Raw genomic sequence first — 24,473 nt, forward strand, 5'->3', positions numbered from 1 at the left:
GCGATGGGAAAGCGTTTATCCGGTTCACCGGCACGGACATCATGTCTGCGATCCCTCGCCGCCGCTCTTCACACCTCTTGCCGCAATGGGCAGTTTCGGCCGCAGGCCGACCATGTCAGTCCCGCCAACTTGTCAATTTAGGTACTTAATAGTAGCTATAATAACATGCAATGAGATTTAGGAGAGAGCGATGAGGGCTGCGGTATTCAAGGGCGCGGGGACGCCGCTGGTCGTGGAGACCTTGGACGATCCCCAGCCGGGCGCGGGCGAAGCGGTGATCAAGGTCACGCGCTGCGGCGTGTGCGGCACGGACCTGCACATGACGTCCGGGCACGGCAATGATTTCCCCGTCAACAGCGTGATCGGCCACGAATATTGCGGGGAGGTCGTCGCTCTGGGCAAGGGGGTCGAAAATCTGAAGGTCGGGCAGTTCGTCACCGCCATGCCGGTGGCGGGCTGCGGCCGGTGCGCGCCCTGCCTGGCCGGCTATCCGATGGCATGCGCGCAGATGCAGGGCCTGGTCGGCGGCTTTGGCGAATATATGCGGATCGCGGCAGCCAGTTCGGTCGTGCTGCCCGACACGTTGACGCCTGCCGATGGCGCGCTGGTCGAACCGCTGGCCGTGGGCCTGCGGGGCGTGCGGCTGGCGCAGATGCCGCCGGGGGCGAAGGTCGCGGTGCTGGGCGCGGGATCGATCGGCCTTGCCGCCATTTATTGGGCGCGGCTGCTGGGCGCCGGCAAGATCGTGGCCATTTCCCGTTCGGCGCGGCGCGCCGATCTGGCGATTCAGATGGGTGCCAACAGCTTCGAGGCGCTGGGCGAAGGGGAGGTGGAGCGCGTCTCCGCCGCGCTGGGCGGCATGCCCGACATCGTGCTGGAATGCGTCGGCGCGGTCGGCATGACGCAGAAGGCGGTCGAACTGGTGGCGCCCGGCGGCACGGTCGTCTCGCTGGGTTTCTGCACCTCGCCCGACCCCATCCTGCCCTCCCTCGCCACATGGAAGCAGGTTACGATCAAATTCTCCTTCGCCTATGATCTGCGGGAATTCGAACATAGCGCCAATGCGCTCGACGCCGGTCATGTCGAACCGCGCCTGATGGTGTCGAAGACCGTCGGCCTGAACGCCTTCCCCGATCTGTTCGAACAATTGCGCGCGGGCGCCAACGAAACCAAAGTCCATGTCGATCCGTGGAGCGCCGACTGATGAGCATGCAAGCTATCGCACAAGACCAGCGGATATTGACCCTCGACGCCCTGCTGGCCGCATCGACGGCGCGCACGGGCCTGAACGATTTCGGCGATCCGGCTTTTCGCGAGGGGCTGGACCTGCTGCTGTCGGACATTCGCGCCCTCGACCTCGATCCGGCCTGCGTGCAGGCGACCGCATGGCGCATCGGCCAGTCGCTCGACACGCGGGCCCTGGCCGTGAAGGGCCTGAGGGAACGGCCAGAGGTGCTGGAAAGGCCGATTGCGGAGCCGATCATCATCGCCGGTCTTGTCCGTTCCGGCACGACCGCGCTGCACCTGCTGATGTCGCTGGACCCGCAGTTCCAGGGACCGGAACATTGGCTGACCGTCTATCCCATGCCGCGTCCGCCCCGCGAAAAATGGGACGAGATTCCCGAATACAGGACGGAAAAGGCATCGCTGGACGCCTATCTTCAGGCATCGCCGGAATCCGCCGACGACCATATGATGACGGCGGAGGGGATCGAGGAATCCCTCTTCATCCTGGGTTCCGGTTTTGCCAGCAACATGTGGCCGTCCATGTGGGAGGTGCCCAATTATGATCGCTGGTATCGCGGCCGCGACGATACCGGCAGCTATCGCTGGCTGGCCGACGTGCTGCGCCTGATCGGCGCGGGCGACGATCGCCGCTGGCTGCTGAAGAACCCGACCGACCTCTTTTCGCTGCAGGAAGTGCTGAACGTCTTTCCCGACGCGAAGATCATCCAGACCCATCGCGATCCGGTGGATTCGACCCCTTCGGTCAGCAACCTCATCTTCTCGGCACGTCGTGCCTTCTGCGGCGACAAGGCCGATCGGGCGCAGGTTGGACGGCGCGAGGCGGAGATGTGGGCGCAGGCGCTGGAACGCGCCGAGTCGGTGCGCGCCAGGAGCGACGCGACGTTCATCGATGTCGAATTTCGCGACTTCACCCGCGACCAGATGGCGACGATCCGCTCCATCTACGACCAGCTCGGCCTGACGCTGACGGCCGGGACGGAGGGTGCGATGCAGGCCTGGCTGGATGCGCATCCCCATAAGCCGGGCAAGGGGCCGAAGCATAAGCCGGAGGATTTCGGCCTGACCCGCGAGGGGATGGAGCAGCGGTTTGCCGCCTATCGCGCGCGGCGCGGCTATATCTGACGGATATTGCGCGGCGGCCCCCTTCATGGATGGGCCGCCGTGCTATGGTTCAGATGATCCCGTCTTCGGCCAGACGGTCGATCGCCGCCGCGTCCAGCCCCAGTTCCCGCGCCAGCACGTCGCGCGTATGTTCCCCCAGCATCGGCGGAGCGCGATAATCGGTGATCGGCGTTTCCGAAAAATTGAGCGGGCTGCGGATCACGTCCAGATCGGGTTTCAACGGATGCGGCGCCCGCACGCGCAGGCCCCGGTGGACGGCCTGCGGATAGGCGAACACCTGTTCCAGATCGTTGATCGGCCCGCTGGGGATGCCGGCGGCCCCCAGCTTGTCCAGCCAGTAATCGACGCTGTTCGCCCGGAAGATCGCGTTGAACACCTCGGTGATCTCGTCGCGGTTCTTCACGCGCTCGACATTGGTGTAGAAGCGCGGATCATCCTTCAATTCGGGGTGGCCGACCGCATCGCACAGCGCGATATATTGCTTGTCATTGCCCGACGTGATCATGATCGCGCCGTCGCTGCACGGGAACATGCTGGTCGGCATGCCGCCATTGCCCTGCGTGCCCCGCCGCACCGGCACTTCGCCCGACGTCAGGTAGATTTGCGCATAATGGGACAGCGCCGACACGCCGCAGTCCAGCAGGGCGATGTCGATATATTGGCCTTCGCCGCCAGCGGCGTCGCGGTGATACAGGGCGGCCAATATCGCGTTGGCGACGTTCAGCCCGGTGAACAGGTCGATGATGCTGGGGCCGACCTTCATCGGTCCCGCGCCCGGCTTTCCCTCCGGCACGCCGGTGACGCTCATCAGGCCGCATTCGCCCTGGAACACGGCGTCATAGCCCGGCTTGCTCGCCAGCGGCCCGTTCTGGCCATAGCCCGTGACGGAGCAATAGATGATGCGCGGATTGACCGCTTTCAGGCTTTCATAGTCGAGGCCATAGCGTTTGAGATCGCCGACCTTGTAATTTTCCATCACCACGTCGCAGGACTTTACCAGTTCGCGGATCAGTTCCTGCCCCCTGGCGCTGGCGATGTTGAGCGCGACCGAACGCTTGTTGCGGTTGACCGACATGTAGAAGGCGTTTTCCCGCGTCGGCCTGCCCTCCGCGTCGCGCAGATAGGGTTCGCCGAAAATGCGGGCGTCGTCGCCCACGACCGGCCGTTCGACCTTGATGACGTCGGCGCCCATGTCGGCCAGCGCCTGCGACCCGAACGGACCCGCCAGAACGCGGGTCAGGTCAAGCACGCGGATCTTTTCAAGCGGAAGTCTGGCCATGGATCACCTTGCTGAAAATACCCTGTTGCCATGACATCGGCGGGCATGATGACAAGTGCGGGGCACGCCTGTTCACAACCATGATATGCGCATCGTCGAAGGCTGTCAGGGGTTCCGCTTCCCTCGTTTTTCGGTCGACTATGATCCGGCGAAACGGAATGAAAGAAAAGGACAGACGCCAGATGGGCGATATCTTGCGAGACGCGCCGCTTGAAGGCGTCTGCCGATTGACGCTGAACCGGCCCGATGCGCTCAATTCACTGACCTTCGCCATGTATGCCGAACTGGTCGATCATCTGGAGGCCGTCCGATACGACCATGATGTGCGGGTCGTCCTGCTGACCGGCGCGGGGCGCGGTTTCTGCGCGGGGCATGACATAAGGGGCGCGGGCAAGCCCGGCTGGGTGGCGGAGGGGCTGGGCAAGGCCCAGTTTCAGCAGCGCGTCATGGCCAAGCTGGGGCAAATTCCCGTGTTGATGCGCGCTTTGCCGCAGCCTGTGATCTGCGCGGTGAACGGCGTGACGGCGGGCGCGGGCTATCCCATCGCGATCGCCGCCGACATGACGGTCGCGGCGCGCTCCGCCAAATTCGTCAACGCCTTCCACAATGCGGGGACGGGCCATGAAATGGGCTTTTCCTATCTGCTCCCCCGGCTGGTGGGATTGCAGCGCGCCGCCGAACTGATGTTGACCGGCCGCCCCGTGATGGCGGAGGAAGCCGAGCGCATCGGCCTTATCCTGCGCTGCGTCGACGACGATGCGCTGATGGACGAGGCGCTCAGGCTGGCCGAGGCGGTGATGGTCAACAGCCCGATCGGCATTGCCGTCACCAAAAGCTCGCTTCAGTTCAATGTCGACGCGCCCAGCCTGGAGGCGGCGATCGAAATGGAGAACCGCGCCATCTTCATGAGCCAGTCGACGGCCGATACCGCCGAGAAGCGCAATGCCTTCATCGAGAAGCGCAAGCCCCTGTTCAAGGGGGAGTGAGATGAGCCTGATCGATCCTCTGCTGCGCCCCTTCACCCTGCGCGGCCTGACCCTGCCCAATCGCGTGGTGATGGCGCCGATGACCCGGTACCGCTCGCCGATGGGCGTGCCCACGGACGAAGTGGCGAGCTATTATGGCCGCCGCGCCGCGACCGGGCTGGGCGCGATCCTGACCGAGGGGGTGGCGTTGCCGCATTATGCCGCCGCCGATCATCCGGACATACCGCGCATCGATGGGGCCGATGCGCTGGCCGGTTGGCGCAAGCTGGTCGACGCCGTACATGACGCGGGCGGGCGGATCATTCCCCAGCTCTGGCATCAGGGGCCGATGTGGAATGTCGAATATGCAGGCACCGGCACCGGCAATCCGATGCGGCCTTCGGGCATATGGGGTCCGCCGGACGGCATTATTTCCTTCCGGGAAGAAGGACGGGTGGAAAGCCTGACCCCTGTGCCGCAGATGAGCGACGGCGACATCGCGGACGTCATCGCGGCCTATCGTCTGGCGGCGCGCAACGCGGTGGCGCTGGGCGTGGACGGCATCGCCATCCATGGCGCGCATGGCTATCTGATCGACAGTTTCCTGTGGGACTATACCAACCGGCGCGAAGACCAGTGGGGCGAACGCGCCGCTTTCGGCGTGGCCGTGGTCAAGGCGATCCGCGCCGAGATTGGCGAGGACATGCCCATCGTCCTGCGCTTTTCCCAGTTCAAGATGCAGGATTATCGCGCGATGCTTGCCGACACGCCGGACGGGCTGGGCGCGTTGCTCGGCCCGCTGGCGGATGCGGGCGTCGACCTGTTCGACGCCAGCCAGCGCTATTTCGACACGCCGATTTTCGAAGGATCGCCGCTCAATCTGGCGGGCTGGGCGAAGAAGCTGACCGGCAGGGCGTCGATGACCGTGGGCGGCGTTGCGCTGGACAAGGCGAAGGGCAAGGCCAGGCATATCGATGACAGCCAGCAGTCGGTGAACAACCTGCCGCTGCTGATCGAACGGTTCGAAAAGGGCGAGTTCGACCTGGTGGGCGTCGGCCGGGCGATCCTCAACGACCCCGACTGGTTCGGCAAGGCGAAGCGGGACGAACCCTTCCTGTCGTTCGATCCCGCCAATCTGGAGCGGCTGGCATGAACGCACTGGAAGCGCGGATCGACCGGCTGGAATCGCTGGCGGCGATCCAGCAGCTTCCGATCCGCTACGCGATTGCGGTGGACAGTCGCGACATGGACGGCTGGGTCGACCTGTTCATTCCCGATGTACATTGCGGACGGCGCGGCAGCGGGCGGGAGGTGCTTAAATCCATCATCACGCCTGCGGTCAGGACTTTCTATCGTTCCATCCACCAGATTTGCGGGCATCGGGTCGAATTCGACGATGCCGATCATGCGCATGGCGTGGTCTATTGCCGTGCCGAGCATGAGGATGACGGCAAATGGGTGGTCATGGCGATCGCCTATTTCGACAGCTACGAACGGCGCGACGGCGAGTGGTTTTTCGTCCGGCGGCGGGAAAAACATTGGTATTCGGCCGATTGGCAGGAACGGCCCGCGGCGCCCTTCACCGGTTGGGCGGCGCATGACAATCCGCCCGACCTGCCGCAGCATTTCGATAGCTGGGCGCCCTTCTGGGCGGAGGTGGACGGGCAGGACATCAGCTGCCTGACCGATCAACCGGCGCATTGACCGACAGATAAAAGGAGAGCGAGAATGAGCGACAGGCGGCGTTTCGAAGGGCGATCGGTTTTCATCACCGGCGCCGGATCGGGCATCGGCGAAGCGACGGCGCATGCCTTTGCGGAAGAAGGCGCGAAGGTGACGATCGCCGAACTGGACCCGGCCAAGGGGGAGGCAGTGCGCGACGCCATCCGCGCAAAGGGCGGCACGGCGATATTCGTCGCCACCGACGCCACGGACGAGGCTTCGGTCAGGGCCGCGATTGCCGCCGCCAACGAAGCGCACGGCCCCATCGCGCATGCCTTCAACAATATCGGCATGTCGCGCCCCGGCAGCATCGAGGAAATGAGCCTGGAGGATTGGAACTGGACCATCGGCATTTCGCTGACCAGCACCTTCCTGGCGATGAAATATGAGATTCCGGTGATGAAGGCCAATGGCGGCGGCACCATCGTCAACACCGCATCCATGGCGGCGCGGCTTTACACGCCGTCCGCGCCCTGTTCCTACGCAGCGGCCAAGGCGGGCGTCATCCATCTCAGCCATCATGCGAGCTGCGCCTATGCGGACGACAATATCCGCGTGAACGCCGTGCTGCCGGGCCTGACCGCCACGCCGCAGATCGCGTCCATGTTCACGGCCGAGGAACAGGCCGAGATTGCGGGTGAAAATCAGGTGATCCGCCGCGCCGTCGATCCGCGCGAAATCGCCAATGCCGTGCTGTTCCTGTCCAGCGACGATGCATCGATGATCACCGGCCGCGGAATCGAGGTATCGGGCGGACGCAGGCACGCAAGCTGAGAAATCGGGCCGGAATGAACCGCGCCGGGGAAATGGACGATATGGAGAAGGAGAGTGTCGGGTGAGGATAGGAACGACTTTATACTGTCGCGCCGGGGCCTTCTGGGCACCGCCGTCTGGACGACGGTCGGCGGCCTGTTGCCGGCATCGGCAACAGGTGCAGTCATGAACAGCGGCGCCGCCCCCGCAGCCGCGCTCAAGGACTGGAGTGCCTATGTCGATCTGCTGAAACCGGCGGGCAAGCTCAACGAACGCACGGGTTTTCCGCAGGACGACCAGATTCGCGCCGAACTCTATCGCCAGTTGGTGATGAACATCGCGCAATCCTATATCTGGTATTTTCAGTCGACGCCCGAACATCCCGACTGGATGCCTTTTGAAAACAGCATCTTCCTGCTGCAACCCAATCCTGACGCGATTTACCATATCGCGCCTGTCAGCGGCGATGGCGTTTACAGGATCAGCGGCTATCGCGGCACCAACAAGGTGATGGGTTTCGCGGTCGGACGGGGCATGTTCGGCACGCAAGACCCGAAACCCGGCTTCAACAATTATGACGCGGATGGCCTGACGCTGGGCAAGGACGGCTATTTCGAAGTGATATTCAGCACCGAACGGCCAAAGGACTGGACCGGCGACTGGCGCTATCTCGATGCTCAGGCGGGCGACATCATGATCCGCCAGTTCGCCTATGACTGGGGCGTCGACGTGGATGCGCGCTTCGCCATCGAACGGCTGGACAAGCCGCCGCTGAAACCCCGCCTGACGCAGGAACAGATTGCGGCGCGGCTCGACGCGATCCTGGGCGGCTTCGTGGAGCGCTTTTCCGGCATCTGCATCGGTTATCAGAACAAGGTCATCCAGGATCTTGGCCTGAATGTCATGGAATTGTCGGGTTTTGAAGATCTGGGCAATAGCGGTGAATGGCCGCAGAAATATTTCCGGTGCATCTATGACTATCAGCCGGGCGAAGCGCTGATCATAGAAACGGAATTGCCCAAAAACTGCAAATATTGGAATGTGCAGTTGAACGATGAACTCTGGAACCAGATAGAATTCGGCTATCGCCAGAGCAGCCTGAACGCGGCGCAGGCAAAGCTGGACAGCGACGGCAAGTTTCGCGCCGTCATCGCGCTGGAGGATCCGGGCGTCGCCAACTGGCTGGACAGTGGCGGGCACATGCGCGGCATGCTGGTCGGCCGCTGGCACGGGGCGGACAGCTATCCGATGCCGACGATCAGGAAGGTGCCGCTGGCCGAAGTCGCCAGCTATCTGCCCGCCGACACGCCCAGGGTGACGCCGGCCGAGCGGGAGGCCGCGCTGCGCAAGCGCAATCTGGGGCTTCAGATGCGGCGGCGCTGGTAGAAAATCATTCCGGCATCTCCAGCAAATGGGATGCCGGAATTATCGCCTATATTCCCGTGCAGGCCACCATGCGCGACCAGTCATTCAGACGACGCCATAATATTTCGCGGGTCGAAGCGAAATTATGCATATGCGCCATGCGCGGCACGATGAAGAGCGAGACATCGCGGGAGGCGGAATAGGCGGCCGGTTCGCGATAGGGCTGCGGGCAGGTATCCCGCTCGCCATCGCCGATCAGGACCGGCGCCGTGATGCGCGCGGCATCCTCCGCGAAGACGCCGGGCAGCATCATTTGCACCGCGCAGTGCGGGATGGTGATGCTGCCGAATATGGGCGCGGTCTGCCGGATCGGATATCCGCCCTTCATATCCTCTTCCAATATGTCGGCGGGGACATCTTCCCAGTGGAAGGGGTAGACATAATCGACCCCTTCATGGTCGTGGTTCAGATGGCTTGTTACCTGCCCGCTCGCGACCTTGTCGAAGCGGCGTATGCCATGTTCGAAGGCGGCCTTGTCGCGTTGCGGCAAGGCGGTGTGGATCGCGCTGACGCCGAAAGGCGCGATCGCGTCGAAAGTGGCGAAACGGCCCTGCGTCAATATGGTGACGCCGCCGCCCATGGATTGGCCCATGCCCACCAGACGCAGCGACGGCAAAGGGGGAAAGCCCTCCGCCGCCGTGCCGTCGCGCAGGGAAGCGGCGACCTGCCGCACGCAGGCGTCATGGGTCGCCGCCATTATCTGGAAATCGATCCGCGACAGGTCCGGTATCGTGCTTTCCCCGACGCCCAGATGATCGATGGCGACGTGGATCAGGCCATGCCGGGCCTGCCATTCCGCCTCGTCATAGCCTTCATGGCCGTCGAAATTCATCATGAAATAATGGCGCGAATAGCCGCCGCCCGGACAGGCGAAGATCGCGACGGGTCGGTCCGGCATGGCGGACGGATCGGGCAAGGTCAGCGTCACGGCCATTTCCACCCTGTCGCCCAATTCCGGGGCGGCCGTCGTGACGTCAATATGCTTATGCACCCTCAGCACATCTTCTCTCCCTGCACATGCCCCCTGCGCTGCAAGGGGATCGTTTCTCTCATGATATGCGCGGGCCGGTTCAGCCCATTTCCTGCATCGTGATCCAGCGCCTTTCGGCATCGGCGCGCTCGACAGCCTCCACCACCCGATGCACGGCCGCCGCTTCGGTGAAGCTGGGCGATCCTTTCGTCCCGTTGCGAATGGCATCGACCATATTCCTGAACATCCAGTCCATGGCCGCGAAGGGGCGCGGCTCCGCGGTGGCGCCGGCAACGCCGGGCACCGCATAATAATCATCCACCTGCACTTCCTCGCAGGTGCGCTGGCCATAGGTCAGCAGCCGCGCATCCCCGGCGTACAGCTTTGCCGAGGGGAAGTTGCCGAAACTGTCGTCGACCAGCAGCAAACGGCCCCTGTCGCCCCACACTTCCACGCGCCAGCCTTCGGTATCGGGCACGCACCAGCCCGCCTGCAAACTGCCGATCGCGCCATTTTCCATGCGCAGCACCGCGCTGCCCAGATCGTGCGTCTCCGGCCGCAGCACTTCGCCATTGGGCAGGAACCATTCGGGCACGCCGGTCGTCAACATGCCGGTCGCCTCCGCCACCGGGCCGATCAGATGGGTCAGGAACAGCAGCGAATGAGTCGCGAAATTGCGCCAGGCGCTGCCGCCGCTGCTCTTTTCCGCCAGCCAATAATAGGGATCGGTGTGTTCGGAATAGGCGCAATAGGCATAGGGCTTGTCGTCGGCGACGATCAGCGGCAGCATCAACTGGACGTTGAAGCCCAGCGGGCGGCCGATAAAGCCTTCGTCGATCATCCGCTTCATCTTCTGCGCATGGGGCGACCAGCGGAATTGCGCGTCCACCACGCCGACGACGCCCGCCGCCTTCTGCGCGTCGCGCATCGCTTCCGCATCGGACAGGCTGACCGCGAAGGGCAGGGCGTCATAGACATGCTTGCCGTTCTTCAACGCCGCCATGACCATCGGAAAGCGGAAGGATGGCCGCGTGCCGACATCGATGATGTGCAGATCCGGATCGGCGGACATCTCCTCATGATTCCAATAGGCTTTGGGAATATCATATTCGCGTGCGGCGCGCTCCGCCGTCTCCTGGCGGGATGTGCAGATGGCCGCGACTTCCACGCCCTCGATCCGTCGCCAGGCCGCGCCATGGACCTTGAGGCTCCAGTTCGCGCTGATGATGCCGACCCTGAGTGTATCCGCCATTGCCTTGCACCTCTGCCCTGATTTAATTGGACCTATGTGTCCAATTAAAATGATGGCCGTGCAAGCGGGAAGGGGATCAGGAATATGATGAATGCACGGCCGGAAGCGAGGCGGCGGGGGCGCCCCACCGCCGACGAAAGCCAGATGCGCGAACAGGCCATCATGGAAGCGGCGGCGGCGCTGTTCGAACAGCAGGGCTTTGCGGGCGTGACCATGGCCGAAGTGGCGCGCCGCGCCCGCATCAGCAAGACGACGCTTTACGCCCGCTATCCCGACAAGCCCACATTGTTCCGCGCGATTTGCAGCTATGCCTGCCGTGTTCCGGCGCATCGCTTCGCGGAGGTCGCGACAAAGGGACGCGAGCCGGAGGATGTGCTGGCCGACTTTGCCGTCGCCATTGTCGAGGCGACCGCCGATCCGGCGGCCGACCGGTTCCTGCGCCTCGCCATTTTCGAGGCGCGACGGTTTCCCGAACTGGCGGAGCAGATATTGCTGGAAAGCCGCGCCGTGGCCGCGCCCCTCATCGTCTGGCTGGAAGGTCTGGCGCGGGACGGGCGGCTTTCCGGCCATGACCCCGCCCTGCTGGCGCGACAGTTCGGCGCGCTCGTGACCGGCGGCCATGATGGCCTGCTGCAATGTTCCGCGCAGGAAAGCGGGAAACGGATCGCCGCCGCAACCGCATTGTTCCGGCCCTTATTCCGTCCGCAATGAAAAAGACCGGCACGGGCATGCCGTGCCGGTCTTCAGGAGTGTCCACGCGCCCCTTATCCGCGAGGACGCGCCCTATCATGCAACCTCATGCTGCCTTGCCTGCGCGGCGGCAGGCGCGCCGCGCACGCCGCGCACCAGACGGCCCGGAAGGGCGTCGGTCGCCTCGCCATTGCGGTAGGTCACGGCGCCGCTGACGATGGTCGCGACATAGCCCTTCGACTTTTGCGACAGGCGCTTGCCGCCCGCGGGCAGGTCGGCGATCACCTGGGGCCGGTGCAGGATCATGTTGGGGATGTCGAGGATGTTGATATCCGCCTTGTAACCCACGCCCAGCACGCCGCGATCGCCAAGCCCCACGGAATTCGCCGGCTGGCTGGTCAGCGCCTTGATCGCGGTCGGCAGGTCCAGCCCGTCGCGGCCAACCCGCCCGGTCAGCAGATAGGTGGTATAGGCCGCATCGCAGATCATGCCGTAATGCGCGCCGCCGTCGCCCAGCGCGACGATCATATTATCCTGTCCGATAAGGTCACGGCTGTTGGCCAGATATTCGGGCACGTCGGACGAATAGGAACAGAGGATCGCCCGGCCTTCATCCTCCAGCAGCGCATCGTAGATCATCTCGCGCGGGTCGACGCCGCGACGGGCCGCTTCCGCCTGGATGCTGTCTTCCGCCGCGAAATTGTAATCGGCCGGATCGCCGATGCGGAACAGCGCGCTGATCGACTTGATCAGGCCGACGAAGGCGGGGTTCGGATCGTCCGGCTCCTCCGCGATCAGGCGCGCGCGCAGTTCCGGGTCGCGCATCCGCGCCACCTTTTCCTCCAGCGGCAGCTTGGCCAGCGGGCGGAAACTGGGGTTGAGCGAGAAGGGATGGTAGCTGAGTTCCAGCCCGTACATCACGCCCATCGGACGCGGCATGAACTGGCAACGGATGGCAAGGCCGTCCGCCGCCGCCTGACGCACGCCCGCGACATAGCGGCCCCAATTTTCCGGCCGCGTCGGCATGGCGATCAGGCTGAAGGTCACGGGAACGCCCGCCTGCTCGGCGATGGTGCGGAAGATCTTCAATTCGACCTCCGCATCATTGTCGAGATTGGGGTTGCACTGGAACGTGCCCGCACCCGCATCCTTCAGACCCTCGGCCAGCGCCAACACCTCGTCCAGTTCCGTCGTGACCGAAGGCGCGAGTTCGCCTGAACGGAAACGATGGAACAGGTTGCGCGAACTGGCGACGCCCAGCGCACCGGCCTTCACCGCTTCGCTGACGCAGCGGCGCATGTCGACCAGATCCTCCAGCGTCGGCGGTTCCAGATTGGCGCCGCGCTCGCCCATGACGAACACGCGCAGCGGGCTGTGCGGGATTTGCGCGGCGAAATCGACGTCGGACACGCGCTGATCCAGCGCGTCCAGATATTCGGGGAAGCTGTTCCAGTTGAACGGCACGCCTTCCGCCATGACGACTTCGGGAATGTCCTCCACGCCTTCCATCAGCTTGATCATCAACTGATGATCGCCATCGCGCACCGGCGCGAAGCCGACGCCGCAATTGCCCATGACGACGGTCGTGACGCCGTGATTGGACGATGGCGCCATGCGGTTTTCCCAGGTGATCTGGCCGTCATAATGGGTGTGGACATCGACGAAGCCGGGCGTCACCGTCAGGCCGTGCGCGTCGATTTCCTCGGACGCCGATGTGTCGATCGCCCCGATGTGCGCGATGATGCCGTTCTTCACGCCGATATCGGCGACATAGGGCTGGCCGCCGGTGCCGTCGACGATCGTGCCGCCGCGGATCACCAGATCGAATTGACTGCTCATGCCTCTCCTTTCAGAGTCACCGCAACGGAGTCGCGGAGATAAATAGTATGTGCTATTTATAGCATCGGCAAACGCAGGACAATGGCCTAATGACGCATGCATGACATTTCCGATCGGCCCATGGACGCCGCCCCCCGTCGCCGCGCGCGGCGGTCGACGGCGGAAATCCGCGCCCTCATACTCGACGCGGCCCGCTTCATATTCGCGGAGCGGGGCTTTGCCGGGGCGACGACGCGCCATATCGCCGCACGCGCCGAAGTGGCGGAACCGCTGATCTTCAACAATTTCGGCACGAAAGAGGCGCTGTTCACAGAGGCGGTGATCGAGCCGTTCAACGCCCGCTTTCGCGAATTCCTGGCCTATAGCGACACTCTGCCGCCGGATCGGGAGGAGCGGAGCATGCGCTATGTACAGGCGCTCTATCCCTTCCTGCGCGATCATGCCGATCTGTTGCTGGCGATGGTCAAGTCCAGGGGCGACGTCGATTCGGCGGCGATCCATGGTCTGGACGATTATTTCACCCGCGCCGTCGCCCGCATTCGTTCGCAATATGGGCAGGCGGGACTGGAATTCGACGTGCCGCCGGAATTGATGGTCCGCTATGGTTTCGGCATGTTGGCGGGGTCGGTTCTGCTGGGCGACTGGTTTTTTCCGGAAGGCGGGCCGGACGCGGGCGTCGAGGAAGCCGTGCTGGCGCGGATGCTCTTCAAGGCGAGTGCGCCTAAGTCGATTTGAGCGGCGCCGTCCCCCATTCATCACATGGTCGAAATTGCATCGCCCGGCTTGGCGGAAGGCCGGGCTGCCGCCATGGTCCTCCGCAAGGAGACAGAGATGGCGATCGATTTCACGGGGCAGGTGGCTGTGGTGACGGGGGCGGGCGGCGCTCTCGGTTCGGCCTTTTGCCGGGAACTGGCGCGCAGGGGCGCTGCCGTGGTCGCCAATGATCTGGGCGGCGACCCGACGGGGCAGGGCGGATCGACCGGCTATGCCGACGCGGTCGTGGAGGAACTCAAGGGGCTGGGCGCCCGCGCCATCGCCAATTACGACACGGTGGCGACGCAGGCGGGCGGCAAGGCGATCATCGATGCCGCGCTTTCCGCTTTCGGGCGGGTGGACATCGTCATCTCCAACGCCGGCAATCAGCGCAACGGCGCGTTCGGCGCGCTGAGCGAGGAGGATATCGAGTCCGTCCTTGCCGTCCATGTGAAGGGCGCGTTCAACATATGCCAGCCTGCCTACCGCGCCATGACCGATCAGGGCTATGGCCGGATGGTGTTGGTCAGTTCGCAATCCGGCATATTCGGCAATCCCTATCGCGCCAATTACGGGACGGCCAAGACCGCGCTGATCGGCCTGATGAACGTCATCGCGCAGGAGGCTCCGGCGGGGGTTGTCGTCAACACCCTCTTCCCCAACGCGCAGGGCGGACGGCTGGGCGGGACGCCGATAGAGCAGCGCCCCGATATCGAATTCCTGAAGGCGGCGGGCGCCCGCACCCGCCATTTCATCGAAGGGATGAAGCCGGAATTCGTCGCTGCGCTGGCCTGTTACATGGCCAGCCGGGAATGCGACGCTTCCCAGCATATGTATTCGGTGCTGGGCGGCAAATATTCGCGGCTGTTCGTGGGCCTGACGCGGGGCTGGTACAGCCCCGGTCCGGACGCGCCGAGCTGCGACGACATCGCCGCCCATATAGGCGAAATCGACGACCGGGCGGGCTATGACGTGCCGCTGAGCGGTCTGGATGAGATGGACACGGTGCTGGCGGCCCGGCGCGCATTGGGACTGGATGCATGATCGTGGCGGACGGGCCGGTGGATGACGACGGGCCGATGCCGACGCGGGACCCGATTTCCGACATAATCGATGTGACGGAGGCGGGGCCGGACCGGTTCATCGGATCGGCGGGGGCCAGAAATCATATCGGAACCGTGTTCGGCGGGCGATTGCTGGCGCAGGCATTGCTGTCGGCGATGAAGACGGTGGAAACGCTGCCCGCCAGTTCCTTCCATGCCTATTTCCTTGCCGCGGGCCGCACCGGTCAGCCGATCGATTACCGGGTCACGCGCCTGCGCGACAGCCGCCGCTTCGCCAACCGTCAGATCACCGCCTGGCAGGAGGGGCAGGCGATCTTCACGATGATGGCCGAATTCCACGCGCCGGAGGAAGGCTTCGTTCATCAGAACGCATCGATGCCCGCCGTGCCGCCGCCGGAACATGTCGCGCCGATCCAGCATTTCGTCCGCGACCGGGCAGCGGAACTGGAGCAGGCGGTGACGCATAATTTCGCCGCCGCCCTGGCGATCGAGATGCGCCCGGTCGAGCCGGAAAATTATTTCCTCGCCCGGCCGACCGAAGCGGCGCGATCATTCTGGTTCCGCCAGTCGGGGGCCGCCGCCGTCGAGGACAGCCGGTTGCAGCAGTGCCTGCTCGCCTTCGCCAGCGACTATTGGCTGGCCGGGGCGGCGGCGATCCCGCATTTCCTGCCCACTAACAGCACCGAATTTCTCATCACCAGCATGGATCATGCGATGTGGTTCCACCGCCCCGCCCGGTGCGAGGAGTGGATGCTGCACGATACGTCCAGCCCCTCGGCGGGCGATGGTCTGGGCCTTACGACGGGGCGGATTTTCGACCGCGATGGCCGGCTGATCGCATCGACCGCCCAGGAATGCCTGATGCGCCGCTTCCGCGCCTGATGCCGGATCAGTCCGGTTGCCCGCCCGCCGGATAGCGGCCCATCATCAGGTAGAATAGCGCCGCCAGAAAGAAACTGCCCGAACATGCCAGCAGCGCGACGTCGTAGTTGCCGAAATGATCATAGGCCATGCCGATCAGGCTGGCGCCCACCGCGACTCCCAGGGCGATGCCCAGCGTCGACAGGCTGTAGATGGTGGCATAGCTGCGCAAGCCGAAATAGCGGGCGATCATGAAGGCGACGATGTCGATCTCCGCCCCCTGGCCAAGGCCGATCATCAGCACCGCTCCATAGAAAAGCGCGGGCGGCACATCATGCTGGAGCAGCAACGCGCATCCGATGGCAGGCGCGAGATTCAGCACGAAGGCGACCGCGGGCGCCCAGAAGCGATCGACCAACAAGCCGCTGAGCAGCGCGCCCATGGCGGCGGCCGCGCCCATCACCGACACCGCCCCTACCGCGGCGACCGTATCCAGCCCCTTTTCCACCGCGAGCGGCTTCATCTGCGACAGCAGCGCCACCACGGGCACATAGTTGAGGACAGACGCGGCGATCAGGATGCGGACCTTGCCATTGGCCAGCAGTGCCCGCGCGCTGTCGGCGCTGGGCAGCGCGATGCGTCCCGACCGCTGTTCCGCCGCGCGCGAAGGCACCCAGAACCAGATAAGCGGGAGCGCGATCAACAGGATGAAGGCGGCGAGCAGCAAATATCCCCCCGCCGATCCGAAGCGCAGGATCACGGGATAGAGCGCCATCGGCATCAATGCGCCGGCGACCGCCAATCCCGACCGGCCGATGGCCAGCGCGGTTCCCCGCGTCCGCTCGAACGCGCCGCTCAGGATGCGCGTGACGGTGATGCCGGTCGTCGCCATGCCCACGAGCGCGAAGGCGAAATGCACGACGTAGAAATAGCCGAGCGATCCGCCCATGGAGGCGAGCAGGCCATAACCGATGGCGGTCAGCAGCAGGCCCGCCGACAGGATCGGCCTGACGCCGTAGCGATCCGTCATCCGGCCGATGACCGGCGCGATGAAGGCGATGACCAGGCCGAAGCTGTGGACGAGCGCGATGTCGCCGCGCGACCAGCCGAATTGCTGTTGCAGCGGTTCCACGAACAGGCTGGAAACCGCCGAATAGAGCGAATAGCCCAGCGATCCGGCGAACAAAGCCGCCACGCCGGGGCGCCAGGCGCGCCTCCATTCCTGGGCGATGAGGCGCAGTTGGGACGTGTTGTCGGCGGCGGCGTCAGGGTGCGGGGTCATGGCCTATTCCTGCGCGAAAGAGGGCGGCGGGAACAGCCGCGTCCCAAATCTACGCATATGTGTAGAGACCAAGCCCGTGACTTGCCAGCGCGACGGCCGGGGCGCCACCTGAATCGACAGGATGTCAGGCAGGAGAGAGCGATGGTCGATGATGATATTTTGGTCGAGCGGCTGGCGGGCCGGGACGGGATCGTGCTGGTGACGCTCAATCGCCCGGCACGGCTGAACGCCCTGTTGCGGGAGACGGTCGCGCATTTCAACGCGGTGCTGGATGAACTGGCGGCCGATGCGGCGTGCCGGGCCGTCATCATCACCGGCGCCGGGCGGGGCTTCTGTTCGGGTCAGGATCTGGCGGCGTCCAACCAGCGCAACCAGGCGGGCAGCAGCGGCGTCATCGAGAAACTGTACTGGCAACAACAGTTTGCGGGCATGGGCGGGCGCATCCGGTCGATGCCGAAACTGGTGATCGCCGCCGTCAATGGCCCCGCCGTCGGCGCGGGCATGGCAATCGCGCTGAGCGCCGACGTGCGGATCGCGACTCCGGCCGCGAAATTTCTGGTCGCGGCGGTGCGGATCGGCCTGACCGGCGGCGAAAGCGGCATTTCCTACCTGTTGCCGCGCATGATCGGGGCGGCGCGCGCCTTCGACATCTTGTTGACCGGCCGCGCGATCGAGGCGGAGGAGGCGGAGCGTTTCGGTCTGGTCCGGGCGCTGTCCCAGCCCGGATCGCTGATCGACGACGCTGTCGCCTATGCGCGCTCCGTCCTGGCGAACAGCCCCTATTCGGTCGCGCATACCAAGGCGCTGATGTGGTCCAATCTGGACGCCAACAGCTATGAGGCCGCGATCCAGGCGGAGAACCGAACCCAGATATTGGGCACGATGACGGAGGATTATGGCGAGGCGACCGCCGCCTTCATGGAAAAGCGGCCGCCGCATTATTCGGGGCGATAGGCTAAGGCGCCTCGTCGCGGATCAGGCGGCGACGAGGCGCTTCGCGATTTTCAGTCCACGATCCGCTTGACCGTCCGGTTGCGGTCGAGCGTGGGGTCGAGATAACGGCCAACCGCATAGTCGCCCATGATCGTGGTGCGGCGGGCGCTGCGCGAAACGTTCAACGGCACCCCTTCCGCATGGTGGATCATCCGCCAATTGTCCCACACCAGCATGTCGTTCTTCTGCCAGTCGTGGAAATAGGCATGTCGTTCATCGGTCAGATGCGCGGCAAGTTCGGCCAGCAGCGTATCGCTTTCGGCCCGGTCCATGCCCAGAATATACTGCGCCTGAAGCGGCGAAATCTTCAGCGCCTTGCGGCCTGTCTCCCGCTGGGTGATGACCATCGGGTGGACGACGGGCGGGAAGTCGTACTTCGCGCCGCCCGATGGCGTGTCGCGCGGCAAGGCGCGAAGATCGGCGGGCACGCCATATTTGCACTGCAGGAAGTCCGTCACGAAATGATAGACGACCTCCATGCCGTCGATCCTGTCCTTCATTTCGGGCGACAGCCGCTCATAGGCTTCGATCGCGTCGATGAAACCGGTCCGGCCAAGCTGCGCTGCGGGCTGTTCCATGCGCAGCACCGCGCCGCGCACGATCGTCGGCATGAAGCTCTGGTCCCAATGCCAGGGAATATAGCCCGCCCGGTCATGCCCGCCGAAATGATAATCGGTCTGGAACCGGGGCTTGTCGTCCGCCGGGTCATATTTCAGCGTCATCATGAACTGATTATTGGGATCGTTCATGTCGGCGGTCGCGGCCGGCTCCATCTCGCCGAACAGGCGGCTCAGTCGCATTTGCGCCTCGTCGTCGGCATTGGGATCGCGGATCAGCAGCAGCCCAGCCTCGATCCATATGTCGCGAATGGCGGCCGCCGTCGCATCGTCCAGCGGACGCGAAAGATCGACGCCCATGATCTCCGCGCCGAAACCGGAGCTAAGGGCGCGGACCTTAAGTCCTGCCTTCTCGTGAACCTCTTCTTTCAGCATAATTCTCTCCACCATATGGCTCCAGCCATGAGGGCGGGCCGATATGCGCATGCTAAACCTCATCCGCTGCGTATATAATCCGGCAATTATCGAAAAAACCATTCAGGATCATTGAATAATGATCTTGCGGGGACTGTGTGGCAACTCATCAGAAATCTGATGACATCGTCCATCATCCATCGATACGGGCGCCTATTCCTTCGGCCATGCTATACGGGCAACCAAGACGGGGTGGCGAACGACATCCCATGTGTCGGACGATATCCCCAAGAAGGAATGGAAAAGGATGAATAGCTTCACCGCGACCCCGTGGCCAAAGGACCGTGTCATGCCGGCCCGCGCCTGGGAAAGGCCCGCCGGCATGCGCGTGATTTCCAGCGACGATCATCTGATCGAGGAGCCGGGCCTGTGGGAAAACCGGCTGAAGGGCGCGGACAAGGATCGCGCGCCTAAATATTGGAAGGACGAAACCGGCTTCCACCTGGAAGTGGACGGCCAGAATTACGACGTTCCCGGCCTGCCGCCGACCTTCCCCGAAGGGCGCGAAGGCTTTTGGGATGTCGACAAGCGGCTGGCGGACATGGACGCGGAGGGCATCGATGCCGCCATCATCTATCATGGCCGTCTCAACAGCCTGATCCGCATGCAGGACAAGGAATTCTGGTATCGCTGCGTCGACGTCTGCAATGAATGGGCGGCGGAATGGAAGGCGGCCGCGCCGGACCGCCTGTTCCCCGTCGCGCTGCTGCCCACTTTCCTGTGGCCGGAACGGACGAAGGATTATCTCCAGAAGTTGAAGCAGCTTGGCTACAAGGCGATCGACATTCCGGTCAATCCGAAGGGCGTGCGCTACAACAGCAAGGATATGGACCCGTTCTGGGAAGCGATCCAGGAAAGCGGCTTTCCCGTATCCTTCCACATCGGCGCCTATCTGCAATATAGCGGCCGGGGTTCGCTGGGCGCGAACCTGAACGCCAATCTGATGCCCTTCACGGGGCTGTTCGGCCAGCTCGTCTTTTCCGGCGTGTTCGACCGTTTTCCCGGCCTTCGCGTGGTCTTCACCGAAGGGGGCGCAAGCTGGGTGCCCGGCACGCTGGAAAATGCCGACAAGGTCGCGCGCGACTATGCGACCGAATTGCGGCCCAAGCTGGCGCAGATGCCAAGCTGGTACTGGCATAACCATTGCTACACCACCTTCATGGAGGATGATGTGGCGATGGAGAATATTGCGCGCATCGGCGAGGGCCGGGTGATGTGGTCGACCGACTATCCGCATCCCGAAGGCGTGATGGGCCGCAGCGACGTCATCATGAAGGGCATCTTCGATACGGTAGGGGAGAACGCGGCGCGCAAGGTGCTGGGCGAAACGGCCGCTCAACTCTGGGGCATCTGATTGCGACGGCCCGGCCGCCGGGGGATAGCCGGGCCTGGGGGCAGGGAAGGGGGAGCGAGCCGGGCGGTTCGCTCCCCTTTTTCACGATCATCCGGCAGACGCGGCGCTGCTCCACGTCATGCCGCCCATCGCGTTGCGCTGCCGCAGCGTCTCCGTCTCGATGGCCAGCGCTTCCGCCAGAGTCGTTTCCGTTCCCCGATCGATCACGCTCTTGGCCATGCGGAGGAGTTCGGGATCGTGCGCCGCGATAGCCTTCGCGATCTCCAACGCCCTGGGCAGGACTTCTCCCGCCGGCAGCAGTTCGTTGACAAGCCCGACCCGCAAAGCCGTGGCGGCATCGATCGGCTGGCAGCTCAACATCATCTGACGGGCGAAGCGCGCGCCCACGGCATGCGGCAGGCGCGATCCCATGCCGCTGCCCGACAGCGCGCCGATCTTCGCATGGGTATCGGCGAAGCGGGCATCCTCGCTGGCCAGGATGAAGTCGCAGCCCAGCGCCAGTTCAAGGCCGCCGGTATAGGCCGCACCCTCCACGGCCGCGATCATCGGCTTGCCCAGATGGGGCACGCGGCGGATCAGGGCCGTCACGGCGTGGCGCGGCGCATCGGGGGCGGAGAAGGTCTTCAGGTCCAGCCCGGCGCAGAAGGCGGGCTTCGCGCCCGTCAGCACGCCCACCCGCCAGCGGTCATTTTGCACAAAAGCGTCGAACGCCGCGTTCATGGCGTCGAGCAGGGGGATGTCGATGGCATTGCGTTGGGCTGGCCGGTTCATCGTCAGCAGCAAAACCCCTTCGCCCGCTTCCTCGGCCAGCAGCGCATTATCCCGTTCCAGATTCATATCCGGCTCTCGAAAAATTCGATGACGTCGCGGCAGAACGCCTGCGGTTCCTCCATCGCCGCGAAATGCCCGCCCGCCTCCATCTTCGTCATGCGCACCACATTATATTGCCGCTCCGCCAGCGCGCGGTCGGGCATGGGGTAGAATTCGCCGGGGAAATGGGCCAGCGCGGTGGGCACCGGAACCGGGCCGCTGGCCAGCGCGTCGCCCTTCAGGCCATAATACATCCAGATCGACGACATCACATTGTCCGTGACCAGATAGGACATAAGGTTGGTGATCAGATGATCCTTGTCGAACCGGCTTTCGATGTCTCCCTTGGTGTCGCCCCAGCGCCAGAATTTCTCGACCACCCAGGCGGCCCAGCCGACCGGATTGTCGTGCAGCGCCAGGCCGATCGTCTGCGGTTTCGTGGCATGTTCATGATGATAGCCGCTTTCGGCCTCCATCATCGCGCGCACCTGCGCCCAATAGCCGAGCAGTTCCGCGTCGGCATCGGCATGCGGCGGCGGCGCCATGAAGAAATTGAGATGGATCGCGTCCACCACGTCGGCATGGCTGATGCCCAGTTGCGTCGTCACAACCGATCCCCAGTCGCCGCCCTGGGCGAAGAAGCGCGCATAGCCCAGCACGTCCACCATCAACGTCCGCCACAAGGCGGCGACGCGGGCCGGGCCGATCGGCCGCGGTGGACGGCCCGACCAGCCATAGCCGGGCAGCGACGGCACGACGAGCGAGAATCCCGCCTCCACCAGCAGCGGAATCGCCGCCTGAAACTCCACAACCGATCCCGGCCATCCATGCGTCAGCAGGATCGGCGGCCTGTGCGGATCGCTGCCCCGCACATGATAGAAATGGATGGGAATGCCGTCTATTTCCGCCATGAACTGCGGCCAGCGGTTGAGCTTCTCCTCCTCCTTGCGCCAGTCATATGCGGTGCGCCAATAATCGACCAGTTCGGCCAGATAGCGCGCGTCCATGCCATATTTCCACTGGTCGGGATCATCGGGCATATAGCCGATGAGACTATCGGCAAGCCGGTGCCAAATATGGTCGACTATGGCCTGCGGCACGTCGATGCGGAAGGGGGTGGGGGTCAAATAGCCTCTCCTCAATGATCGTCAAATCATAATCGCTCCGCGCCGCGACCGAATATCCGCAGGCGGATATCACAGTCATGATCGGACTTCGGGGCGCCATGACGGGCGGACTGACCAGTGTTACGATCGCCTATCCTGTGATGAAATGAAAGAGGGAGGGGCGCCGGTGGGCATCGTCATACGCTATCCACGCATCGATTTTTCCAAGGTGCGCGCGCATTGGGCGCCCAACATCGCCTTCGCCCAGTTCCAGAACGCGACCTCCATCATTCCCGCGCCGGTCGAACCCTGGCTGATCAAGGTGCTGAACATCGCGATGGAGCGCCTGCCCGCCGGTTCGGAACAATTGCGCGAAGACATGACCGCCTTCATCGGCCAGGAATCGCAGCATTACCGCCAGCATCAGAAGTTCAACAAGGTGATCGCCGCGCAGGGCTATCCCCGGCTTGCCGAATTCGAAAAGAAGCTGGCCGACGATCTGGAAGGCTTTCTGCGCAATCGCTCGCTCAAATTCATGCTGGCCTATGCCGACGGCTTCGAATCGCTGGGCGCGGTGCAGGGCGGCATCTGGTTCGGCCAGATGGACGCGCTGATCGAAGGCGCGGACGCCAATGCCGTCGATTTCTGGAAATGGCATATGGCCGAAGAATTCGAACATCGGGAAGTCTGCTTCCAAATCTATCATCGCATCTTCAGTCGCGGTTTGTGGGGCAAGATCTGGAACGGCTATTTCTATCGCGTCTATGGCTGCATCTATGCGATGTTCCATCTGCGCGGCTATATGGCCCAGATGTTCTCCTACCTGATCGAGCAGGACAGGAAAGCCATGACGGACGCCGAACAGGCAGTCCTGGATCGCGACATCAAGGCGCTGAACAATTTTCAGCTCAGGGTATTCTTCCCGCAACTGCTCAAGAATTTATTGCCCTGGTACGATCCCGGCAAAAAGCCGACCCCCGCCGGGCTGTTCGACTTTCTGCGCCGGTTCGAAAAGGCGGAGCCTGCCCTTAACCGCTGATCATATCCGCGTGGCGCCGCGCCCAGTCAGCGAAGGAGGTGGGTTCGATTCCCCAATCCATCATCTCCTCCGGACGGGCAGGATAGTTGACGATGTTCATCCATATTTGCATGCGAACCCACCCGTCATGCTGCCCGCAAGCGATCAAGGCGTCGGCGTCCCGGCTTTCGCAGACGATGGTCTTCCCCTTGATCATGGCCAGCAACCGGGCGATTTCCGGAAGGGTCAGCAGGTCGCCGGCCAATTCGATCACCCGCCCGGCAAAGGCGTCCGGGGCCGCGAAAGCCGCGCAGGCCATGCGCGCGATATCCTCCGCCGCGATCAGCACCATCGGCGTTTCCGGCGCGATCGCGGTACGGATCGCGCCCTGCGCCAGATCGGGGAACATCCCCGCCGCCTTGGGCATGGCGAAATTGTCCATCATGAAGGCGGGACGCAGGATCGTGTAAACCGGAAAGCCTGCATCGCGCACGATGGCTTCCGCATCTTCCTTGCTTTCCCAATAATTGGCTTCCCACCGCCCTGCCGCCCAACCCTCCATCGTGCGAAACGAACCGGCGTTGGACACGGAGCCATGCACGACATGGCGGACATTTTCCGCCCGCGCCGCGTCGATCAGCCCCGCGCCTGCATTCGTTCGCTGTCGCGCTCCGCACCCGGAGCGGTCTGGACCGAAAAAAGCGCGTCCGCCCCCGAAAGCGCGGCGCGCAGCGAAGCGCCATCCTCAAAACGGCCGATGGCCAGGGTCGCGCCAGCCCGCTCCAATGCGCGGGCGGAGGGGGAATGGGGATCGCGCACCAATGCCCGCACCGCCTTGCCCTGCGCCAGCAGCGCATGCGCGACGGCTCCGCCCTGCGCGCCGGTCGCGCCTGTCACCAGGATGGTCACATGATCCTCCTTTCAGGGCGCGCAAAG

24 protein-coding genes are annotated in these 24,473 nt (G+C 63.9%); 14 read left to right on the forward strand and 10 right to left on the reverse strand.

Annotated features, from left to right (window positions below; genetic code table 11):
* The first annotated feature begins 190 nt into the window (after nt 1-190).
* Together BV95_RS06110 and BV95_RS06115 are read left to right on the forward strand one after the other, a co-directional pair.
* On the forward strand, nt 191-1,204 hold the full coding sequence (locus BV95_RS06110; RefSeq protein ID WP_037448775.1) for an alcohol dehydrogenase catalytic domain-containing protein: 1,014 nt from the start codon (nt 191-193) through the stop codon (nt 1,202-1,204).
* Nucleotides 1,204-2,370 (forward strand): sulfotransferase family protein, encoded by a 1,167-nt coding sequence (locus BV95_RS06115; protein ID WP_037448778.1) that lies wholly within the window; start codon nt 1,204-1,206, stop codon nt 2,368-2,370. Before BV95_RS06110 ends, BV95_RS06115 begins: the two co-directional genes overlap by 1 nt.
* Before the next feature lie 49 nt (nt 2,371-2,419).
* On the opposite strand, the gene BV95_RS06120 is transcribed toward BV95_RS06115, so the two are convergent.
* Nucleotides 2,420-3,649: a CaiB/BaiF CoA transferase family protein gene (locus BV95_RS06120; protein ID WP_037448780.1), complete on the reverse strand. Its 1,230-nt coding sequence runs from the start codon at nt 3,647-3,649 to the stop codon at nt 2,420-2,422.
* A gap of 182 nt (nt 3,650-3,831) precedes the next feature.
* Here BV95_RS06120 and BV95_RS06125 point away from each other — a divergent pair, with 182 nt between their 5' ends.
* From BV95_RS06125 to BV95_RS06145, 5 genes are read left to right on the forward strand one after another with little or no spacing between them, the layout of a single operon-like run.
* The gene (locus BV95_RS06125; protein ID WP_037448956.1) at nt 3,832-4,635 is read left to right on the forward strand and encodes an enoyl-CoA hydratase/isomerase family protein; all 804 of its coding nucleotides are present in this window, start codon (nt 3,832-3,834) and stop codon (nt 4,633-4,635) included.
* Between the two features lies 1 nt (nt 4,636).
* Nucleotides 4,637-5,767, forward strand: coding sequence for an NADH:flavin oxidoreductase (locus BV95_RS06130; protein ID WP_037448782.1), 1,131 nt, complete (start codon nt 4,637-4,639; stop codon nt 5,765-5,767).
* Nucleotides 5,764-6,318: a nuclear transport factor 2 family protein gene (locus tag BV95_RS06135; RefSeq protein WP_037448785.1), complete on the forward strand. Its 555-nt coding sequence runs from the start codon at nt 5,764-5,766 to the stop codon at nt 6,316-6,318. Before BV95_RS06130 ends, BV95_RS06135 begins: the two co-directional genes overlap by 4 nt.
* 24 nt (nt 6,319-6,342) lie before the next feature.
* Nucleotides 6,343-7,110 (forward strand): SDR family NAD(P)-dependent oxidoreductase, encoded by a 768-nt coding sequence (locus tag BV95_RS06140; RefSeq protein WP_037448787.1) that lies wholly within the window; start codon nt 6,343-6,345, stop codon nt 7,108-7,110.
* 54 nt (nt 7,111-7,164) lie between these two features.
* The gene (locus BV95_RS06145) at nt 7,165-8,475 is read left to right on the forward strand and encodes a DUF1214 domain-containing protein (protein ID WP_051749635.1); all 1,311 of its coding nucleotides are present in this window, start codon (nt 7,165-7,167) and stop codon (nt 8,473-8,475) included.
* A 46-nt stretch (nt 8,476-8,521) separates the two neighbouring features.
* Here the strand turns inward: BV95_RS06145 and BV95_RS06150 are convergent, their stop codons facing one another.
* Nucleotides 8,522-9,514, reverse strand: coding sequence for an alpha/beta fold hydrolase (locus tag BV95_RS06150; RefSeq protein ID WP_037448793.1), 993 nt, complete (start codon nt 9,512-9,514; stop codon nt 8,522-8,524).
* Nucleotides 9,515-9,584: 70 nt separating this feature from the next.
* Nucleotides 9,585-10,736, reverse strand: coding sequence for a Gfo/Idh/MocA family protein (locus tag BV95_RS06155; RefSeq protein WP_037448797.1), 1,152 nt, complete (start codon nt 10,734-10,736; stop codon nt 9,585-9,587).
* Nucleotides 10,737-10,820: 84 nt separating this feature from the next.
* Here BV95_RS06155 and BV95_RS06160 point away from each other — a divergent pair, with 84 nt between their 5' ends.
* Nucleotides 10,821-11,447: a TetR/AcrR family transcriptional regulator gene (locus BV95_RS06160; RefSeq protein WP_037448799.1), complete on the forward strand. Its 627-nt coding sequence runs from the start codon at nt 10,821-10,823 to the stop codon at nt 11,445-11,447.
* A 75-nt stretch (nt 11,448-11,522) separates the two neighbouring features.
* On the opposite strand, the gene BV95_RS06165 is transcribed toward BV95_RS06160, so the two are convergent.
* Nucleotides 11,523-13,265 carry an N-acyl-D-amino-acid deacylase family protein gene (locus BV95_RS06165; protein WP_037448800.1) on the reverse strand — a complete coding sequence of 581 codons (1,743 nt, stop codon included), beginning with the start codon at nt 13,263-13,265 and terminating at the stop codon, nt 11,523-11,525.
* 96 nt (nt 13,266-13,361) lie between these two features.
* On the opposite strand from BV95_RS06165, the gene BV95_RS22650 reads away from it, so the two are divergent.
* The 3 genes from BV95_RS22650 to BV95_RS06180 all read left to right on the forward strand — a co-directional run bounded on the left by BV95_RS22650 (nt 13,362) and on the right by BV95_RS06180 (nt 15,964).
* The gene (locus BV95_RS22650) at nt 13,362-14,000 is read left to right on the forward strand and encodes a TetR/AcrR family transcriptional regulator (protein ID WP_051749636.1); all 639 of its coding nucleotides are present in this window, start codon (nt 13,362-13,364) and stop codon (nt 13,998-14,000) included.
* Between the two features lie 96 nt (nt 14,001-14,096).
* The gene (locus tag BV95_RS06175; protein ID WP_037448960.1) at nt 14,097-15,062 is read left to right on the forward strand and encodes an SDR family NAD(P)-dependent oxidoreductase; all 966 of its coding nucleotides are present in this window, start codon (nt 14,097-14,099) and stop codon (nt 15,060-15,062) included.
* Nucleotides 15,059-15,964 (forward strand): acyl-CoA thioesterase, encoded by a 906-nt coding sequence (locus tag BV95_RS06180; RefSeq protein WP_174544432.1) that lies wholly within the window; start codon nt 15,059-15,061, stop codon nt 15,962-15,964. Before BV95_RS06175 ends, BV95_RS06180 begins: the two co-directional genes overlap by 4 nt.
* A 7-nt stretch (nt 15,965-15,971) precedes the next feature.
* On the opposite strand, the gene BV95_RS06185 is transcribed toward BV95_RS06180, so the two are convergent.
* Nucleotides 15,972-17,225, reverse strand: a complete 1,254-nt coding sequence (locus BV95_RS06185; RefSeq protein WP_156028585.1) for an MFS transporter — start codon at nt 17,223-17,225, stop codon at nt 15,972-15,974.
* Nucleotides 17,226-17,366: 141 nt separating this feature from the next.
* On the opposite strand from BV95_RS06185, the gene BV95_RS06190 reads away from it, so the two are divergent.
* Nucleotides 17,367-18,179, forward strand: coding sequence for an enoyl-CoA hydratase/isomerase family protein (locus BV95_RS06190; RefSeq protein ID WP_037448803.1), 813 nt, complete (start codon nt 17,367-17,369; stop codon nt 18,177-18,179).
* A gap of 50 nt (nt 18,180-18,229) precedes the next feature.
* Here the strand turns inward: BV95_RS06190 and BV95_RS06195 are convergent, their stop codons facing one another.
* Nucleotides 18,230-19,210: a TauD/TfdA dioxygenase family protein gene (locus BV95_RS06195; RefSeq protein ID WP_037448809.1), complete on the reverse strand. Its 981-nt coding sequence runs from the start codon at nt 19,208-19,210 to the stop codon at nt 18,230-18,232.
* 328 nt (nt 19,211-19,538) lie between these two features.
* On the opposite strand from BV95_RS06195, the gene BV95_RS06200 reads away from it, so the two are divergent.
* Nucleotides 19,539-20,603 (forward strand): amidohydrolase family protein, encoded by a 1,065-nt coding sequence (locus BV95_RS06200; RefSeq protein ID WP_234703106.1) that lies wholly within the window; start codon nt 19,539-19,541, stop codon nt 20,601-20,603.
* An 87-nt stretch (nt 20,604-20,690) separates the two neighbouring features.
* On the opposite strand, the gene BV95_RS06205 is transcribed toward BV95_RS06200, so the two are convergent.
* Together BV95_RS06205 and BV95_RS06210 are read right to left on the reverse strand one after the other, a co-directional pair.
* Complete coding sequence (locus BV95_RS06205) at nt 20,691-21,440, reverse strand: enoyl-CoA hydratase-related protein (protein WP_037448815.1); 750 nt, start codon at nt 21,438-21,440, stop codon at nt 20,691-20,693.
* Complete coding sequence (locus BV95_RS06210; protein WP_037448817.1) at nt 21,437-22,540, reverse strand: epoxide hydrolase family protein; 1,104 nt, start codon at nt 22,538-22,540, stop codon at nt 21,437-21,439. The genes BV95_RS06205 and BV95_RS06210 overlap by 4 nt, the downstream gene beginning before the upstream one ends.
* 166 nt (nt 22,541-22,706) lie before the next feature.
* On the opposite strand from BV95_RS06210, the gene BV95_RS06215 reads away from it, so the two are divergent.
* The gene (locus BV95_RS06215) at nt 22,707-23,558 is read left to right on the forward strand and encodes a metal-dependent hydrolase (RefSeq protein WP_013849434.1); all 852 of its coding nucleotides are present in this window, start codon (nt 22,707-22,709) and stop codon (nt 23,556-23,558) included.
* Here the strand turns inward: BV95_RS06215 and BV95_RS06220 are convergent.
* Together BV95_RS06220 and BV95_RS24715 are read right to left on the reverse strand one after the other, a co-directional pair.
* Nucleotides 23,548-24,177, reverse strand: a complete 630-nt coding sequence (locus tag BV95_RS06220) for an NmrA family NAD(P)-binding protein (protein ID WP_081873294.1) — start codon at nt 24,175-24,177, stop codon at nt 23,548-23,550. The genes BV95_RS06215 and BV95_RS06220 overlap by 11 nt on opposite strands.
* Nucleotides 24,174-24,446, reverse strand: coding sequence for an NmrA family NAD(P)-binding protein (locus BV95_RS24715; RefSeq protein ID WP_051749638.1), 273 nt, complete (start codon nt 24,444-24,446; stop codon nt 24,174-24,176). Before BV95_RS24715 ends, BV95_RS06220 begins: the two co-directional genes overlap by 4 nt.
* Nucleotides 24,447-24,473 lie beyond the last annotated feature (27 nt).

Origin of the sequence: Sphingobium chlorophenolicum, assembly GCF_000722875.1 — a bacterium.
Lineage (GTDB): Bacteria > Pseudomonadota > Alphaproteobacteria > Sphingomonadales > Sphingomonadaceae > Sphingobium > Sphingobium chlorophenolicum.

Excerpts from the sequence above, each read along its gene's own strand:
- BV95_RS06110 (WP_037448775.1), top strand. The coding sequence starts at position 191 with ATGAGGGCTGCGGTATTCAAGGGCGCGGGGACGCCGCTGGTCGTGGAG.
- BV95_RS06180 (WP_174544432.1), top strand. The coding sequence starts at position 15,059 with ATGATCGTGGCGGACGGGCCGGTGGATGACGACGGGCCGATGCCGACG.
- BV95_RS06135 (WP_037448785.1), top strand. The coding sequence starts at position 5,764 with ATGAACGCACTGGAAGCGCGGATCGACCGGCTGGAATCGCTGGCGGCG.
- BV95_RS06125 (WP_037448956.1), top strand. The coding sequence starts at position 3,832 with ATGGGCGATATCTTGCGAGACGCGCCGCTTGAAGGCGTCTGCCGATTG.
- BV95_RS06185 (WP_156028585.1), bottom strand. The coding sequence starts at position 17,225 with ATGACCCCGCACCCTGACGCCGCCGCCGACAACACGTCCCAACTGCGC.
- BV95_RS06165 (WP_037448800.1), bottom strand. The coding sequence starts at position 13,265 with ATGAGCAGTCAATTCGATCTGGTGATCCGCGGCGGCACGATCGTCGAC.
- BV95_RS06155 (WP_037448797.1), bottom strand. The coding sequence starts at position 10,736 with ATGGCGGATACACTCAGGGTCGGCATCATCAGCGCGAACTGGAGCCTC.
- BV95_RS06160 (WP_037448799.1), top strand. The coding sequence starts at position 10,821 with ATGATGAATGCACGGCCGGAAGCGAGGCGGCGGGGGCGCCCCACCGCC.
- BV95_RS06115 (WP_037448778.1), top strand. The coding sequence starts at position 1,204 with ATGAGCATGCAAGCTATCGCACAAGACCAGCGGATATTGACCCTCGAC.
- BV95_RS06190 (WP_037448803.1), top strand. The coding sequence starts at position 17,367 with ATGGTCGATGATGATATTTTGGTCGAGCGGCTGGCGGGCCGGGACGGG.
- BV95_RS06205 (WP_037448815.1), bottom strand. The coding sequence starts at position 21,440 with ATGAATCTGGAACGGGATAATGCGCTGCTGGCCGAGGAAGCGGGCGAA.
- BV95_RS22650 (WP_051749636.1), top strand. The coding sequence starts at position 13,362 with ATGCATGACATTTCCGATCGGCCCATGGACGCCGCCCCCCGTCGCCGC.
- BV95_RS06140 (WP_037448787.1), top strand. The coding sequence starts at position 6,343 with ATGAGCGACAGGCGGCGTTTCGAAGGGCGATCGGTTTTCATCACCGGC.
- BV95_RS06120 (WP_037448780.1), bottom strand. The coding sequence starts at position 3,649 with ATGGCCAGACTTCCGCTTGAAAAGATCCGCGTGCTTGACCTGACCCGC.
- BV95_RS06130 (WP_037448782.1), top strand. The coding sequence starts at position 4,637 with ATGAGCCTGATCGATCCTCTGCTGCGCCCCTTCACCCTGCGCGGCCTG.
- BV95_RS06200 (WP_234703106.1), top strand. The coding sequence starts at position 19,539 with ATGCCGGCCCGCGCCTGGGAAAGGCCCGCCGGCATGCGCGTGATTTCC.
- BV95_RS06195 (WP_037448809.1), bottom strand. The coding sequence starts at position 19,210 with ATGCTGAAAGAAGAGGTTCACGAGAAGGCAGGACTTAAGGTCCGCGCC.
- BV95_RS06175 (WP_037448960.1), top strand. The coding sequence starts at position 14,097 with ATGGCGATCGATTTCACGGGGCAGGTGGCTGTGGTGACGGGGGCGGGC.